The sequence below is a fragment of the Xanthomonas chitinilytica genome, from assembly GCF_026107455.2.
GTDB lineage: Bacteria > Pseudomonadota > Gammaproteobacteria > Xanthomonadales > Xanthomonadaceae > Stenotrophomonas > Stenotrophomonas chitinilytica.
In genome coordinates this window covers 53,965-69,721 of record NZ_JAPCHY010000007.1, presented here as the reverse complement: position 1 = coordinate 69,721, position 15,757 = coordinate 53,965, and the positions used below count along the sequence as shown (strand labels likewise).

Sequence of the window (15,757 nt, the reverse complement as noted above, 5' to 3'; positions counted from 1 at the left end):
CTTTAAACCGCAATACCCGGGAGTTGTCATGTTGGAAGCCTACCGCCACCACGTAGCCGAGCGCGCCGCGCTCGGCATCCCGCCGCTGCCGCTGAGCGCGCAGCAGACGGCCGACGTCATCGAGCTGCTGAAGAACCCGCCGGCCGGCGAGGAGCAGTTCCTGCTCGACCTGCTGACCCACCGCGTCCCGGCCGGTGTGGACGACGCCGCCAAGGTCAAGGCCTCGTACCTGGCCGCGATCGCGTTCGGCAGCGAGCAGAACGCGCTGATCACGCGCGAGCGCGCCACCGAACTGCTGGGCACCATGCTCGGCGGCTACAACGTCGCGCCGCTGATCCAGCTGCTGGACGACGCCGTCGTCGGCGCGATCGCCGCCGATGCGCTGAAGAAGACCCTGCTGGTGTTCGACGCCTTCCACGACGTGCAGGAGAAGGCCAAGGCCGGCAACGCCAATGCCCAGGCCGTGCTGCGCAGCTGGGCCGATGCCGAGTGGTTCACCAGCCGCCCGGAAGTGCCGGAAAGCCTGACCATCACCGTGTTCAAGGTGACCGGCGAGACCAACACCGACGACCTGTCGCCGGCCCCGGACGCCACCACCCGCCCGGACATCCCGCTGCACGCGCTGGCGATGCTGAAGAACAAGCGCGACGGCATCGAGCCGGAAGAGGACGGCAAGCGCGGCCCGGTCAAGTTCATCGAGTCGCTGAAGGACAAGGGCCACCTGGTCGCCTACGTCGGCGACGTGGTCGGCACCGGCTCCAGCCGCAAGTCGGCCACCAACTCGGTGCTGTGGTTCACCGGCGAGGACATCCCGTTCATCCCGAACAAGCGCTTCGGCGGCGTGTGCCTGGGTTCCAAGATCGCGCCGATCTTCTACAACACCATGGAAGACGCCGGCGCGCTGCCGATCGAGCTGGACGTGTCGCAGATGAACATGGGCGACGTGGTCGAGCTGCGTCCGTACGAGGGCAAGGCGCTCAAGGACGGCCAGGTCATCGCCGAGTTCAAGGTGAAGTCCGACGTGCTGTTCGATGAGGTGCGCGCCGGCGGCCGCATCCCGCTGATCATCGGCCGCGGCCTGACCGCCAAGGCGCGCGAGGCGCTGGGCCTGGCCCCGACCGACCTGTTCCGCCTGCCGGTGCAGCCGGCCGACAACGGCAAGGGCTTCTCGCTGGCGCAGAAGATGGTCGGCCGCGCCTGCGGCCTGCCGGAAGGCCAGGGCATGCGCCCGGGCACCTACTGCGAGCCGAAGATGACCTCGGTCGGCTCGCAGGACACCACCGGCCCGATGACCCGCGACGAGCTGAAGGACCTGGCCTGCCTGGGCTTCTCGGCCGACCTGGTGATGCAGTCGTTCTGCCACACCGCCGCGTACCCGAAGCCGGTCGACGTCAAGACCCACCACACCCTGCCGGAGTTCATCTCCACCCGCGGCGGCATCTCGCTGCGTCCGGGCGACGGCGTGATCCACAGCTGGCTCAACCGCATGCTGCTGCCCGACACCGTCGGCACCGGCGGCGACTCGCACACCCGTTTCCCGGTGGGCATCTCGTTCCCGGCCGGTTCCGGCCTGGTCGCCTTCGCCGCGGCCACCGGGGTGATGCCGCTGGACATGCCCGAGTCGGTGCTGGTGCGCTTCAAGGGTGAAATGCAGCCCGGCGTGACCCTGCGCGACCTGGTCAACGCGATCCCGCTGTACGCGATCAAGCAGGGCCTGCTGACCGTGGCCAAGGCCGGCAAGAAGAACATCTTCTCCGGCCGCATCCTCGAGATCGAAGGCCTGCCGGAGCTGAAGGTGGAGCAGGCGTTCGAACTGTCCGACGCCTCGGCCGAGCGTTCGGCCGCCGGTTGCTCGGTGCGCCTGAACAAGGAGCCGATCATCGAGTACCTCAACAGCAACATCACGCTGCTGAAGTGGATGATCGCCGAGGGCTACCAGGACGCCCGTTCGCTGGCCCGCCGCATCGAGAAGATGGAGGCCTGGCTGGCCGACCCGCAGCTGCTGGAGCCGGATGCCGACGCCGAGTACGCCGCGGTCATCGAGATCGACCTGGCCGACATCCACGAGCCGATCGTGGCCTGCCCGAACGACCCGGACGACGTGAAGACCCTGTCCGACGTGGCCGGCGCCAAGATCGACGAGGTGTTCATCGGTTCGTGCATGACCAACATCGGCCACTTCCGCGCCGCGGCCAAGTTGCTGGAAGGCAAGCGCGACATCCCCACGCGCCTGTGGGTCGCCCCGCCGACCAAGATGGACGCCTCGGAGCTGACCAAGGAAGGCCACTACGGCACCTTCGGCACCGCCGGCGCGCGCATGGAGATGCCGGGCTGCTCGCTGTGCATGGGCAACCAGGCGCAGGCGCGCGAAGGCGCGACGGTGATGTCCACCAGCACCCGCAACTTCCCCAACCGCCTGGGCCGCAACACCAACGTGTACCTGGGTTCGGCGGAACTGGCCGCGATCTGCGCCCGCCTGGGCAAGATCCCGTCCAGGGAGGAGTACATGGCCGATATCGGCGTGATCAACGCCAACGGCGCGCAGATCTACCGCTACATGAACTTCGACCAGATCCAGGACTACAAGGAAGTGGCCGATACCGTCGCCGCCTGATCCGCGCGACGATGCGCAATACGAACGCCCGGCATTGCCGGGCGTTTTTCATGGGCTTCGTCGCGGGGGCGGCGCCCCATCGGTCGCGACTGACGTCGCTCCTACAGCGCATTCCCGCCCTTGTAGGAGCGACGTCAGTCGCGAGCTTTTCGAGCAGCGACCGGACAGCCCGGGAATGCGCCTCCGCCCCGGATGGGAAGCCTTTTCGCCCCATGAGGCCCGATTCCGGCACCGCTGCGATTACTATCGCAGGCTCATCCGCAGACCCGAACGCCCGATGCGAATGGCTCCTGGACGAATCTTCCACGCGCTGGCACATCCGCTGCTCTGGCTGCTGCTGTGCCTGCCGTCGTCGCCTGCCGCCGCCGGCGAGGCCATCGAGGCCGACCACGTACGCATCCAGTGGCTGGCGCCGGAGGCGCTGGGCAGCGGCACGGAACGGCTGGGCGTGCATTTCGAGGTGGACCCGGAATGGCACGTCTACTGGCTCAATCCCGGCGATTCCGGCGCGGCGCCGCGTTTCGACTTTGCCGGCAACGCGCAGGTGGGCCAGATCCTGTGGCCCTGGCCCGAGCGCCTGCCGATCGCGCACCTGACCAACATCGGCTACGAGGGCGACGTCGCCTATCTGTTCGACCTGACGCCCGCGCCGGGCAGCGACCGGGTCGAGCTGACGCTCGATCTGGAATGGCTGGTGTGCAAGGAGGACTGCATTCCCGGATTCGGCCAGCTGACGCTGGAGCGTCCGGTCGCCGATGCCAGCCGCTGGCCGCCGCAGTTGCTGGCGGTGCGCGATGCCTTCGCGGCCCGTCTGCCGCAACCTGCCGCGGAGAGCCCCTGGCGGATCGAGAGCGCCCGCCAGGAGGGCGACGGTGCGCTGGTGCTGGCAGTGGAAGGACCGGGCCAGACCGCTCCCCGGCTCTATCCCGGGGATGGCGCCTTCGTTTCCCCGGCAATGCCGCAGGCCACTGCCGTGCAGGGGGGCTGGCAGTTGCGCTTCGCCAGCAACGCCGGCGTGGCGCCGCCGCCGCGGCTCGGCTTCGTGCTGGTCGCCGACGAGCGCGCCTGGGCCTTCGATGTTCCGTTGACGCAGGGCGCATCGCCATCGCTGCCGGCCGTTGCCGGCGACGGCGCCACGGCGCTGTGGGTGCTCCTGCTGCTGGCCTTCGCCGGCGGCGTCATCCTCAACCTGATGCCCTGCGTGTTCCCGGTGCTGGCGATCAAGCTGTTCAGCCTGATCGGAGGCGGACAGGACGCGGCCGCGCTGCGGCACCGGCTGCGCGAGGGTTTGCTCTACACCGCCGGCGTGCTGGCCACGTTCGCGGCGCTGGGCGGCCTGTTCCTGGCGCTGCGTGCCGGCGGAGCCGCGGTGGGCTGGGGATTCCAGCTGCAGTCGCCGGCGGTGGTGCTGGCCCTGGTGCTGCTGTTCTGGGTGATGGCGCTGGGTTTTCTCGGCATCTTCGAATTCGGCCATGGCCTGATGCGGCTGGCGGGGAAGGGCGGCGGCGGTTCCTTCGCCACCGGCGTGCTGGCGGTGTTCGTGGCCGCGCCGTGCACCGGCCCGTTCATGGGCGCGGCGCTGGGCGCCTCGGCGACCCTGCCGGCGCCGCAGGCGATGGCGATCTTCGTCGGGCTCGGCGCGGGACTGGCGGCGCCGTTCCTGCTGCTGGCCGCCAGTCCCGGCCTGACCCGGCGCCTGCCGCGGCCGGGACCGTGGATGGACAGCCTGCGCCAGTTCCTGGCGTTCCCGCTGTTCGCCACGGTGCTGTGGCTGCTGTGGGTGCTGGGCCGGCTGGGCGGCGACGGCGGCTGGCTGCTGGGCGGCGGCGCGATCCTGCTGGTGTCGTTCGCGATCTGGCTGGCGAAGCGCTCCGGCCGCCTGTGGCGCTGGGCGGCACTGGCGGTCAGCGCGCTGGTGCTGGCGATCGGCATCCGCCAGGCACCGACCCTGGAGCCGCCGCAACAACAGGCCCCGGCCCAGGCGCAATGGCAGCCGTACGACGGCGCGCGCATCGCCCAGGCGCGTGCGCAGGGGCAGGCGGTGTTCATCGACTACACCGCGGCCTGGTGCATCACCTGCCAGGTGAACAAGGCGGTGGTGCTGGACACGCGCGAGGTGCAGGCGCTGTTCGAGGACAACGACGTGCTGCGCATCCGCGCCGACTGGACCCGTTACGATGCCGACATCACCGAATCCCTGGCCAGGCTGGGGCGCAATTCGGTGCCGGTGTATGTGTTCTATCCCGCCGATGGCGGCGAAGCACGGATGCTTCCGCAGATACTCAGCGCGGATGCGATACGGGAGCTGTTCTGACCGCATCGCCTGCGCCGTGCCCGTCCCTGCCGGCCCGCCGGCGACCCGAGAGGAGGATCGACCTTGAAACTGCAGAAACTGCTTGTCCGCACCTGCGGCGCCATGCTCCTGGCGCTGCCCCTGTTCGCCCAGGCTGCCGCGGTACCCGGCCAGCCGGCTCCCGCGTTCAGCGTGAAGGATGCCAAGGGCGAGACCCATGAGCTGAAGGACTACGCCGGCCAGTGGCTGGTGCTGGAGTGGTTCAACAAGGACTGCCCGTTCGTGAAGAAGCACTACGTGCTCAGCGACAACATTCCCAAGACCCAGGCCGCGGCCATCGCCAAGGGCGCGAAGTGGCTGACGGTGATTTCCTCGGCCGAGGGCAAGCAGGGCTACCTGACCCCGAGCCAGGCGCTGGACGTGGCCAAGGAGTACAAGCTGGGCGCCAGCGCACCGTTCCTGCTGGATGCCAGCGGCGATGTCGGCCGCGCCTATGGCGCCAAGACCACGCCGCACATCTTCATCGTCGACCCCAAGGGCACGGTGGTCTATGCCGGCGCCATCGACAGCGACAGCTCGGCCAACCCGGCCAGCATCGCCGGCGCCACCAACTACGCGACCACCGCACTGGCCGAGGCGCAGGCCGGCCAGCCGGTCACCACGCCGGCCACGCAGGCCTACGGCTGCACGGTCAAGTACGCCGAGTAAGCACGGATGTCCCGGTCCGGCGGACGCCGGGCCGGGGCGGGAAGCGTGGATGCCGCGTCAGTCGCGGCCGATCCAGGCTTCCAGTTCCCGCGCCGGCAGCGCCGGCGAGAACAGGTAGCCCTGCAGCACTTCGCAGCCCTCGTCGGCGAGGAAGCGGCGCTGGATCTCGGTCTCCACGCCTTCGGCCACCACGTGCTTGCGCAGGTTTTCGCCGATGCGCAGCACCGAGGTGATCAGCGTGCGCGCAGTCTCGCTGTGCTCGATGTCGCGCACGAAGCTCATGTCCAGCTTCAGCTCGTTGATCGGCAGGCGGTGCAGGTGGCTCAGGCTGGAATAGCCGGTGCCGAAATCGTCCAGCGACAGGTCGATGCCCAGCTTCTGGATCGCGTCCAGGTTGTGCAGCACCCGCGCCTGCGGCGACAGCATCACGCTCTCGGTGATCTCCAGCACCAGGTCCTGCGGCTGCAGCCGGTGGTCGGCCAGCAGCTGCTGCAGCTGGGCGGGCAGGGTGGCGCTGTCGAAACTGCTGGCCGACAGGTTGACCGAGACCCGCGGCACCGCGACGCCGCGCCGGCGCCAGTCGGCCATCTGCCGGCAGGCCTGCCGCAATACCCAGTTGCCCATCTCCTCGACCAGGCCGCATTCCTCGGCCATCGGCACGAACCGCGCCGGCGATATCGGTCCCAGCTGCGGGTGCTCCCAGCGCAGCAGCGCTTCCACGCCGTACAGCTGCTGGGTGCGGCTGCACAGCTGCGGCTGGTAGTGCAGGTGCAGCTGGTCGCGGCGCAGCGCCTCGCGCAGCGCGGTCTCCATCGCGATCCGTTCCTGCGCCAGCCGGTTCATGTCCGGGCTGAAGAAGCGGAAGCTGCCGCCGCCTTCGTCCTTGGCGCGGAACATCGCCAGGTCCGCGTGCCGCAGCAGGGTGTCGATGTCGAGGCCGTCGTCGGGAAACATCGCCACGCCGATGCTGGCGCTGGTGTGCACGGTCATGTGGCCGACCACCAGCGATTCGGCCAGCGCGCCCAGCAGCCGCTCGGACACGCCGGCGGCCTGCTCGGCGCCGCACTGCGGCAGCAGCAGCACGAACTCGTCGCCGGCCTGGCGGCCGACCAGCGCGCCGCTGCCGGCGGTTTCGCCCAGGCGACGGGCGATGTCGCGCAGCAGGCCGTCGCCGGCGGCATGGCCCTGGGTCTCGTTGATGCGCTTGAAGCGGTCGAGGTCGACGAACAGCACCGCGACCGGTTCGCCGTTGTGTTCGGCGGTGGCCAGCGCCTGCTCGGCGCGGGCGTTGAACATCATGCGGTTGGGCAGGCCGGTCAGCGAATCGTAGAACGCCAGCTGGTGCACGCGGGCCTTGGTCTGCTCGCGTTCCAGCGCCAGCGCGCACAGGTGCACGCACAGTTCGGCCAGCTGCGCATGCCAGGGCGCGGGCAGGCGCGGCTCGCGATAGTAGAACGCCAGCGTGCCCAGCACCTGGTTGGTGCTGGACTTGATCGGATTGGACCAGCAGGCACGCAGACCCTGGGACAGCGCCTGGTCGCGGAAGCCGGCGAACAGCGGGTCGTTGGCGATGTCGGCCACCACCACCGACCGTCCGCGCCACGCCGCGGTGCCGCAGGCGCCGACGTTCGGCCCGATGGTCACGCCGTTGATGAGCTCGCTGAAGGCGGGCGGCACGCTGGGGGCGGCCAGCGGCCGCATCCGCTGCTCCTGGTCGATGCAGATCACCGAGGCGAGCAGGTCCGGCGCCACCCGTTCCACCTCCTGGCAGATCAGCGCCATCGATTCGCGCAGCGGCTGTTCGCGCACCAGCGCGTCGAGCACCTTGTCGTGCAGTATCCGGTTGGTCTTGGCCTGGGTGACGTCGCTGAAGACGATGACGAAACTGTTGAACTCGCCGTTCGCGTCGGGCACGGGGGTGCAGGCGGTGTAGATCCACAGCGGGGTGCCGTCGCTGCGGTAGACCAGCACGTCGGTCTGGTAAGGCTGGCCGGCGCGGCGGTGTTCTTCGAGTTGCCTGAGGGTGGCGACATCGGTGTACGGACCGCTGAGCAAGTCGCGCGGGCGGCGGTTCAGCGCGGCCTCGGCCGGATAGCCGAACAGGCGGGTGAAGGCGGCGCTGGCGTACTGGATCCGGGTGTGGCGGTCGCAGATGACGATCGCGTTCTCGCTGCAGTCCAGCGCCTGCGACAGCTGCCGTGCCTGCTTCTCGTGCTGCGGTTGGCTGCTGGCGTCGCGGAGCAGGGCGATGTGCAGCCGGCGACGGCCCTGCCTTACGCTCGACAGGGTCACGGACAGCATGCGCGAAACGCCGTCGACGCTGTGCGCCAGCAGGCAGGGGCCGGACGAGCGGGGTTTGCCCCGGCGGCTCTTCAGGCGCGCGACCAGGCTGTCGCCGCTGCCCGGTGGCAGCAGCACGTCCAGCGGCTGCCCGAGCACCTGCTCGCAGGGCACTCCGCAAAGCGCTTCGGCGGCGGGGTTGTAGAGCAGCACGCGGCCCTGATCGTCCACCACGACCATGCCGTCGGCTGCCTGGCGCAAGCCGCGCAGCAGCAGTTCGCCGTCCTGCGGCGCATCGCCGAACAGGGGCGCCGCCGCGACCGGATCGTGACCGGGCGCTGCATCGTCGGTGCCATGCGGTCTTCCAGCGGGGGCGTTGGCCATCGTCTACCTGGTCTGTTGGGAGAGGGCGATGAGGCGTGGGGCGATACGATCCAGCGGCAGCACTTCCTGGGCCGCGCCGAGTTTGAAGGCGGCGCCGGGCATGCCCCAGACTACGCTGCTGGCCTCGTCCTGCACCATCGTCGGCGCGCCGGCCTGCAGCATTTCCAGCAGGCCGCGGGCGCCATCGTCGCCCATGCCGGTGAGGATCACGCCGATGGCATTGGCGCCGGCACTGATCGCCACCGAGCGGAACAGCACGTCCACCGCCGGCTTGTGCAGGTTGACCGGCGGACCATCGTCGATCCGGCAGCGCCAGCGGGCGCCGTCGCGGATCACCCGCAGGTGGCGGCCGCCCGGTGGCAGGTAGGCGTGGCCGGGGAGGATCGCCTCGCCGTCGCTGGCTTCGCGCACCGCCATGGCCGAATGCCGGTCCAGGCGTTCGGCGAAGGCGCTGCTGAAACCTGCCGGCAGGTGCTGGGTCATCACCACCGCCGGGGCGTCGGCCGGCATGCCTTCGAGCACCACCCGCAGCGCCTCGGTGCCGCCGGCGGATGCGCCGATGGCGATCAGGCGGTCGGTGGTGCGGAACTTCAGCGAGCTTGCGCTGCCGCTGGCGAGCGGCTCCAGGGTGCGCTTGACGGTGGGAGGGCGGGCGAGCGCGCGCACCCGCGAGCGGGCGGCCATCTTGACCTTGGCGGTGATCTCGTCGGCGTATTCCTGCAGGCCGCGCGCGATGTCGAGCTTGGGCTTGGCGACGAAGTCGACCGCGCCCAGCGACAGCGCCTGCAGCGTGGTGTCGGCGCCGCGCTCGGTCAGCGAGGACACCATCACCACCGGGATCGGGTGCAGCCGCATCAGGTTCTCGAGGAAGGCCAGGCCGTCCATCCGCGGCATTTCCACGTCCAGGGTGATGACGTCCGGGTTCAGGCGCTTGATCTTCTCGCGCGCCAGCAACGGATCGGAGGCCGAGCCGACCACCTCGATGCCGGGATCGCGCGCCAGGATCTCGCTGAGGATCTGCCGCACCACGGCCGAGTCGTCGACGATCAGGACGCGGCAGGGGCTGTCCGTGTTCATTCGAACAGCTCCACGCCGCCGGTGACCGGGGCCTTGGACAGGCGGGCACGCACCGCCGATTCGGCGGCGGCCACTTCGGCCTCGTGCGCATGCGGCAGGCGCTGCACCACCACGCGGCCGGTCTCCGGGAAGAACCAGACCTTGCGCGGATGGATGCCGCACAGGTCCTCGGCGATGATCGGGATGTGCTCGGCCTGCAGGTACTGGCGCACGAACTCGGCGTTGCGGGTGCCGACCGGATTGCTGGTGAAGCCCTTGAGCACGTTGGCGCCGCCGAATACCTTGGCTTCCAGCCGCTTGCGGTGGGCGCCGCGCTTGAGCATGTCGTTGATCAGCAGCTCCATCGCGTAGCTGCCGTAGCGCGCCGGGGCGCCGTCGCCGACGTTGCCCTCGGGCAGCAGGAAGTGGTTCATGCCTCCGATCTTGAGCACCGGGTCGCGGATGCAGGCGGCTACGCACGAGCCCAGCGTGGTGGTCAGCGCGGTGTCGTCGTCGACCACCAGGTACTGGGTGGGCAGCAGCTTGGCGGCGATGGTCTGGAAGCGACTGTCGCGATAGCGCATCACGTCGTCGAGTGCGGTGGCGGCAACGCTCATGCGCCCGCTCCGCGCACCCGGCGATAGAGGGTGCGGCCGCACGGCTGGATCAGGTCGGCGGCGTGCAGGTAGTTCTCCGAATGGCCGGTGTAGAGCAGGCCGTCGTCGCCCATGTGCTGCACCAGCCGCGAAAGGATGGCGCGCTGGGTGGGCTTGTCGAAGTAGATCATCACGTTGCGGCAGAACAGGGCGTCGTACGGACCGCCGACGTCGTAGCGCGGGGCCAGCAGGTTCAGCGGGCGGAACTCGATCAGCTGGCGCAACGCCGGCGCCACCCGGCACTTGCCCTCGTTGGGACCGGTGCCGCGCTGGAAATAGCGCCGCTTGATCGCCGGATCGAGGCTGGCGATGCGCTCGACCGGATACACGCCCTGCGAGGCGGTGGCCAGCACCTGGGTGTCGACGTCGGTGGCGAGGATGCGCACCGGCGGGGTCAGCGTGCCGAAGGTCTCGCAGGCGGTGATCGCCAGCGAGTACGGTTCCTCGCCGGTGGAGGCGGCGCACGACCAGATCTGCAACGGCGCGCGGTGGGCGCGTGCCTGCAGTTCCTCGCGCAGCTTCTCGAAGTGGTGCGGTTCGCGGAAGAACGAGGTCAGGTTGGTGGTCAGCGCGTTGGTGAAGGCCTGCCATTCATCGCCGCCTTCGCCTTCCAGCCGGTCCAGGTAGTCCTGGAACGAGCGCAGCCCCAGGGCGCGCAACCGCCGCGACAGCCGCCCGTAGACCATGTCGCGCTTGGCCGGGGCCAGCGCGATGCCGGCCCGCTGGTGGATCAGTTCGCAGACGCGACGGAAGTCGCGGTCGCTGAACTCGAAATCGCGATGGCCGCTGGACGGGGGGCTGGAGGCGGTGAGGGTCATGGCTGAAGGGCTCTCTGGCGTCAGTGCACGGCGTACAGGCGGCGGCTGGATGGTTGTTCGGCTTCGATCCGGAACACGGCCACAGCCTCGGCCAGGTGATTGGCCTGTTCCTCCATCGCGCGCGCGGCGGCGGTGGCTTCCTCGACCAGCGCGGCGTTCTGCTGGGTGGTCTCGTCCATCTGGGTGACGGTCTGGTTGACCTGCTCGATGCCGGCGCTCTGTTCCTGCGACGCCGCGCTGATTTCGGCCATGATGTCGGTGACCCGCTGCACCGAGGACACGATCTCGCCCATGGTGGTACCGGCCTGGTGCACCAGTTGCGAGCCTTCGCCGACCTTGCCGACCGAGTCCTCGATCAGCTCCTTGATCTCCTTGGCGGCGCCGGCCGAGCGCTGGGCCAGGGTGCGCACCTCGCTGGCGACCACAGCGAAACCGCGGCCCTGCTCGCCGGCCCGCGCGGCTTCCACCGCGGCATTCAAGGCCAGGATGTTGGTCTGGAAGGCGATGCCGTCGATGACGCTGATGATGTCGGCGATCTTCTTCGACGAGGCCTCGATGGCGCTCATGGTGGTGACCACCTGGCCGACGACTTCGCCGCCCTGCGAGGCGACGCCATGCGCACCGATGGCCAGCTGGTTGGCCTGGCGGGCGTGTTCGGCGTTCTGGCGCACGGTGGAGGTGAGTTCCTCCATCGAGGCGGCGGTCTCTTCCAGGTTGGCGGCCTGCTGCTCGGTGCGGCGCGACAGGTCGGTATTGCCGGTGGCGATCTCGGAGGCGGCCAGGTTGATGCTGGAAGCGGCGGCCTGGATGCGGCCGACGATGGAGGTGAGCTGGGCGACGGTGGCATTGGCGTCGTCGCGCATGCGTGCGAACACGCCGTGGAAGTCGCCGTCCATGCGTACGGTGAGGTCGCCGCGGGCGATGGCCTGCAGCAGGGCGGAGACTTCGGCCAGGTTGCCGTCGGTGGTCTCCATCAGCCGGTTGAGGCCGGCGACCATGTCGCGGAAGTCGTGCTGGTAGCGGTCCAGATCGCCACGCTGGCTGAAGTCGCCGGCGGCGGCGGCGCCGGCCAGGCGCTTGATCTCGGCATTGATGGCCGAGAGGTTGGCCTTGGTGGCGTCCATGGCCTCGGTGATGGCGGCCTTCTCGCCGGGCAGGCGGTCCATGTCCACCGACAGGTCGCCGACGGCGTAGTGCTTCATCACCTCGATCAGGCGGTTCTGCACCTGCACATGCGAGCCGACCAGATCGTTGGTCTCGCGCACCATGCGGCCGTAGTCGCCGGGGAAGGCGCTGTCGTCGATGCGGTAGCTCAACGCGCCGGCGTCGTGCTGGCGGGCCATTCCGCCCTGGGCGGCGATCACCGACTGCAGCCGCGTCTGCATGCCGCGCATGCTCTCCAGCAGGCGTCCGGGTTCATCCTGCGGCTGGGCGCCGATCTCGTTGTCGAGGCGGCCATTGGCGATGGCATCGGCCACGGCGGTGGCGCGGCGCAGCGGTACCGCGATGCGGTTGCCGATGGTCCAGCTCAGCACGAACACGATCAGGACCAGCACACCGCCGGTGGCCGTCATCACCCCGGTGAACACCAGCGCCTGCTGCTGCACTTCGTCCATGTACACGCCGGTGGTGACGACCCAGTTCCACGGCTGGTACAGGCCGGCATAGGTGGCCTTCTCCACGGTGCCGTCCTCGCCGGGCTTGGCCCAGCGGAAAGAGACGAAGCCACCGCCGTTGCGCGCGGCGTTGACCTGTTCGAAGTAGACCTGCACGCCGTCGTCGGTACGGTAGTCCTTGACGTTCTTGCCGACCAGGTCCTTGCGGAACGGATGCATCAGCAGAACGTGGCCGGTGTCGTACACGGTGTAGTAGTGGATGTCGTTGTCGGCGCGCATGGTTTCCAGCGCCATCAGTGCGGCTTCCTTGGCGGCCTCTTCGCCAAGTTCGCCCGAGTCGATCAGGCGCCTGTAGTGGTCGAGGATGCCGTAGGTGAGCTCCACCTGGATCTTCAGCGCTGCCTCGCGGGTGTCCCTCAGGTCCAGGTACTGCATGCGCGCGGCGCAGATGGACAGCAGGATCACGCCGGCGGCGATCAATCCGGTAAGCAGGTTCAGCTTGCGCCTGACCGATATGTTGGAGATGTAGCGGGACCAGGCCTGGGATATTTTCATCGGATAGCTCTAGGAGAAGGACGGCGCAGCGCGGCTGCCAGACGGCCGGGGGCTGCCCGCCCAGAGGGGGGTCTCCTTCGTTATCGGCGGTATCGGCGCCAGGTTGAGGGCCGGTTGCAAAACCTGGCAGCCGGGCATCCCTGCTGGCGGGCCGCAGGAAAAGGGCTTTGCCGATCCGCGGGAGGGGTTCGGGAAGCCCGCGACCGACGTCGCGGCCGCCCGCGCCGGGAAACCCTTGCGGGAGCGACGTCCGTGGCGATGCCGGGATACGAAAAAGCCCCGGTGCAGCGCACCGGGGCCCGATCGTCACGGACGGCGAAGGGACGGGCTCAGAATTCCTGCCAGTCCGAATCGGCCGCTTCCACCGCGGCTGCGCGGGGCGCCTTGGCCCGCGGCGCGGCGGCCGGGGAGGCAGCGGCCACCGCGATCGGCCGTGGGGCGGCCTGCAGCGACGGTGGCGCCACGGCGTCGGCGGAGACGGCGTCTTCGTCCAGGCGGAACACGGCGACCTCGTTGGCCAGGTTCACCGCCTGTTCCTCCATCGCGCGCGCGGCGGCGGTGGCTTCCTCCACCAGCGCGGCGTTCTGCTGGGTGGTCTCGTCCATCTGGGTGATGGTCTGGTTGACCTGCTCGATGCCGGCGCTCTGCTCCTGCGAGGCGGCCGAGATCTCGGCCATGATGTCGGTGACCCGCTGCACGCTGCTGACGATCTCGCTCATCGTGGTGCCGGCCTTGCGGACCAGTGCCGAACCGTCGGAGACCTTGCCGACCGAGTCGTCGATCAGGCCCTTGATCTCCTTGGCGGCGCCGGCCGAGCGCTGGGCCAGGGTGCGTACTTCCGAGGCGACCACGGCGAAGCCGCGGCCCTGCTCACCGGCACGGGCGGCTTCCACCGCCGCGTTGAGCGCCAGGATGTTGGTCTGGAAGGCGATGCCGTCGATGACGCTGATGATGTCGGCGATCTTCTTCGACGAGGCCTCAATGGTGCTCATGGTGGTGACCACCTGGCTGACCACTTCGCCGCCCTGCGAGGCGACGGAAGCGGCGCCGATGGCCAGCTGGTTGGCCTGGCGCGCGGACTCGGCGTTCTGGCGCACGGTGGAGGTCAGTTCCTCCATCGAGGCGGCGGTCTCTTCCAGGTTGGCGGCCTGCTGCTCGGTGCGGCGCGACAGGTCGGCGTTGCCCGAAGCGATCTCGCCGGCGGCCGAGTTGATCGATACCGAGGACTGCTTGATGCGGCTGACGATGCCGGTGAGCTGCTCGGCGGTGGCGTTGGCGTCGTCGCGCATCTGCGCGAACACGCCCTGGAAATCGCCGTGCATGCGTACGGTCAGGTCGCCGTGCGACAGCGCCGACAGCAGGGCCGAGATCTGCTCGATGCTGCTGGCGTTGGCATCCAGCAGGCTGTTGAGCTGCTGCGCGAGCTGCAGGAAGAAGCCTTCCTTGCCCTCGGCATCGATGCGCTCGGACAGGTCGCCGGCGGCGGCGGAGCGGATCACGCGGGCGACTTCCTGCTCGACCTGCGCTTCGGCGGTGCGGTCGCGCCATTCGACGACGTTGCCGACCGGGGCGCCTTCGGCGTCGCGGATGATCGAGATGCTCTGTGCCACCTGGACGTCGCCCAGCTGCAGTTCGCGGCGGACGTTGCCGTCGCGCTCCAGGGTGGCGACCAGCGCATTGTCCACCTGGCCGCCGATCTCGAGATAGGTCACCGGCTTGCCGACCAGCGGGGTCGCCGGGTCGAACTCCGGCAGGCTCTTGGCCACTTCGTCGGCGTAGCCGCCCAGCAGGTTCTGCAGGGCCCGGTTGGCGTAGACGATGTCCAGCTTGGGGTCGGTGATGTAGACGCCGGTGGAGGAGTAGTCCAGCGCGGTGCGGATGCGCAGGTTTTCCTGCGCGATCTTCTCGTCGCGTTCGATCCGTTCGCGCAGGTCGTGCTGCATGTGCTGCATGGCGCGCAGCAGCTCGCCCACTTCGTCGGCACGGGAGACGTCGATGTGGCCATCGAGCTTGCCGCTTGCCACTTCGTTGGCGGTGGCCACGGCGCCACGCATGCTGCCGACCAGCGAGCGGGCGAACAGCCACACCAGCACCAGCCCGGAGGCGGCGCCGACCAGCAGCGCGACGAGCATCAGCAGCGAGGAGGAGGAATAGGTGGCGGCGGCGGTATCGCCGGCCTCGTGGGCGCGGCGGTTGTCGTCGGCGATCAGGGTGGCCAGCGAATTGGCGGCCTCGCGGTGCAGGGTACGGGTCTCGCCGACGAAGGTGTCGATGGCGTCGTCGGGCAGGTCCAGTTCCTGCAGTTCGACCACGCTGTCGTAGGAGACCAGGGCCTCCTTCCAGTCGGCGACGAAGGCGTCGAACAGCTTGCGCTGCTGGGCGTCGTCGATCAGCTTGGGGTATTCCGCGATCGCGGTGTCGATCTTCTCGCGCAGTTCCACCGACTGTTTCTTGGCGTCGGCCTTGACGTCGTCACTGGCGCGGATCAGGCCCTGGTAGGCCACGTTGCGGTACTCGCCGACCAGGCCACGCAGTTCGCCGGCGGTGAGCATGCTCTCCATCCGGACCTGGGACAGGTCGGTGGTCACGGCGTTGAGCGAACCCAGGCCACGGTAGGCGACGATGCCCTGGACCAGCATCACGAACAGGACAACACCGAAGGTGAGCATCAGCTTCGGCATCAGTTTGAGGTTGTTGATCCACTGCATGGGGTCGCAATCTCCAATGACTCTCCCGGGCAATGCTGCCCGGGCCGGCAAACGCGCCGGCCGGAGCCG

Annotated in this window: 9 protein-coding genes; 3 read left to right on the top strand and 6 right to left on the bottom strand. The window is 69.2% G+C overall.

Annotated elements, in window-relative coordinates:
* The first annotated feature begins 28 nt into the window (after nt 1-28).
* From acnB to OK345_RS09140, 3 genes are all read left to right on the top strand, one after another.
* Nucleotides 29-2,614 (top strand): bifunctional aconitate hydratase 2/2-methylisocitrate dehydratase, encoded by a 2,586-nt coding sequence (gene acnB, locus OK345_RS09150; protein ID WP_265127659.1) that lies wholly within the window; start codon nt 29-31, stop codon nt 2,612-2,614.
* 283 nt (nt 2,615-2,897) lie between these two features.
* On the top strand, nt 2,898-4,928 hold the full coding sequence (locus OK345_RS09145; RefSeq protein ID WP_265127658.1) for a protein-disulfide reductase DsbD family protein: 2,031 nt from the start codon (nt 2,898-2,900) through the stop codon (nt 4,926-4,928).
* A 63-nt stretch (nt 4,929-4,991) separates the two neighbouring features.
* Nucleotides 4,992-5,615 (top strand): redoxin domain-containing protein, encoded by a 624-nt coding sequence (locus OK345_RS09140; RefSeq protein ID WP_265127657.1) that lies wholly within the window; start codon nt 4,992-4,994, stop codon nt 5,613-5,615.
* 57 nt (nt 5,616-5,672) lie between these two features.
* Here OK345_RS09140 and OK345_RS09135 read toward each other — a convergent pair whose 3' ends face one another.
* The 6 genes from OK345_RS09135 to OK345_RS09110 all read right to left on the bottom strand — a co-directional run bounded on the left by OK345_RS09135 (nt 5,673) and on the right by OK345_RS09110 (nt 15,688).
* Nucleotides 5,673-8,279, bottom strand: coding sequence for a sensor domain-containing protein (locus OK345_RS09135; RefSeq protein ID WP_265127656.1), 2,607 nt, complete (start codon nt 8,277-8,279; stop codon nt 5,673-5,675).
* Nucleotides 8,280-8,282: 3 nt separating this feature from the next.
* The gene (locus OK345_RS09130; protein ID WP_265127655.1) at nt 8,283-9,356 is read right to left on the bottom strand and encodes a protein-glutamate methylesterase/protein-glutamine glutaminase; all 1,074 of its coding nucleotides are present in this window, start codon (nt 9,354-9,356) and stop codon (nt 8,283-8,285) included.
* Nucleotides 9,353-9,952, bottom strand: a complete 600-nt coding sequence (gene cheD, locus OK345_RS09125) for a chemoreceptor glutamine deamidase CheD (protein ID WP_265127654.1) — start codon at nt 9,950-9,952, stop codon at nt 9,353-9,355. Before cheD ends, OK345_RS09130 begins: the two co-directional genes overlap by 4 nt.
* Nucleotides 9,949-10,809 (bottom strand): CheR family methyltransferase, encoded by an 861-nt coding sequence (locus tag OK345_RS09120; protein WP_265127653.1) that lies wholly within the window; start codon nt 10,807-10,809, stop codon nt 9,949-9,951. Before OK345_RS09120 ends, cheD begins: the two co-directional genes overlap by 4 nt.
* Nucleotides 10,810-10,829: 20 nt before the next feature.
* Nucleotides 10,830-12,980 (bottom strand): methyl-accepting chemotaxis protein, encoded by a 2,151-nt coding sequence (locus tag OK345_RS09115; RefSeq protein ID WP_306332092.1) that lies wholly within the window; start codon nt 12,978-12,980, stop codon nt 10,830-10,832.
* A 329-nt stretch (nt 12,981-13,309) separates the two neighbouring features.
* Nucleotides 13,310-15,688, bottom strand: coding sequence for a methyl-accepting chemotaxis protein (locus tag OK345_RS09110; protein WP_265127652.1), 2,379 nt, complete (start codon nt 15,686-15,688; stop codon nt 13,310-13,312).
* Between the last annotated feature and the right edge of the window lie 69 nt (nt 15,689-15,757).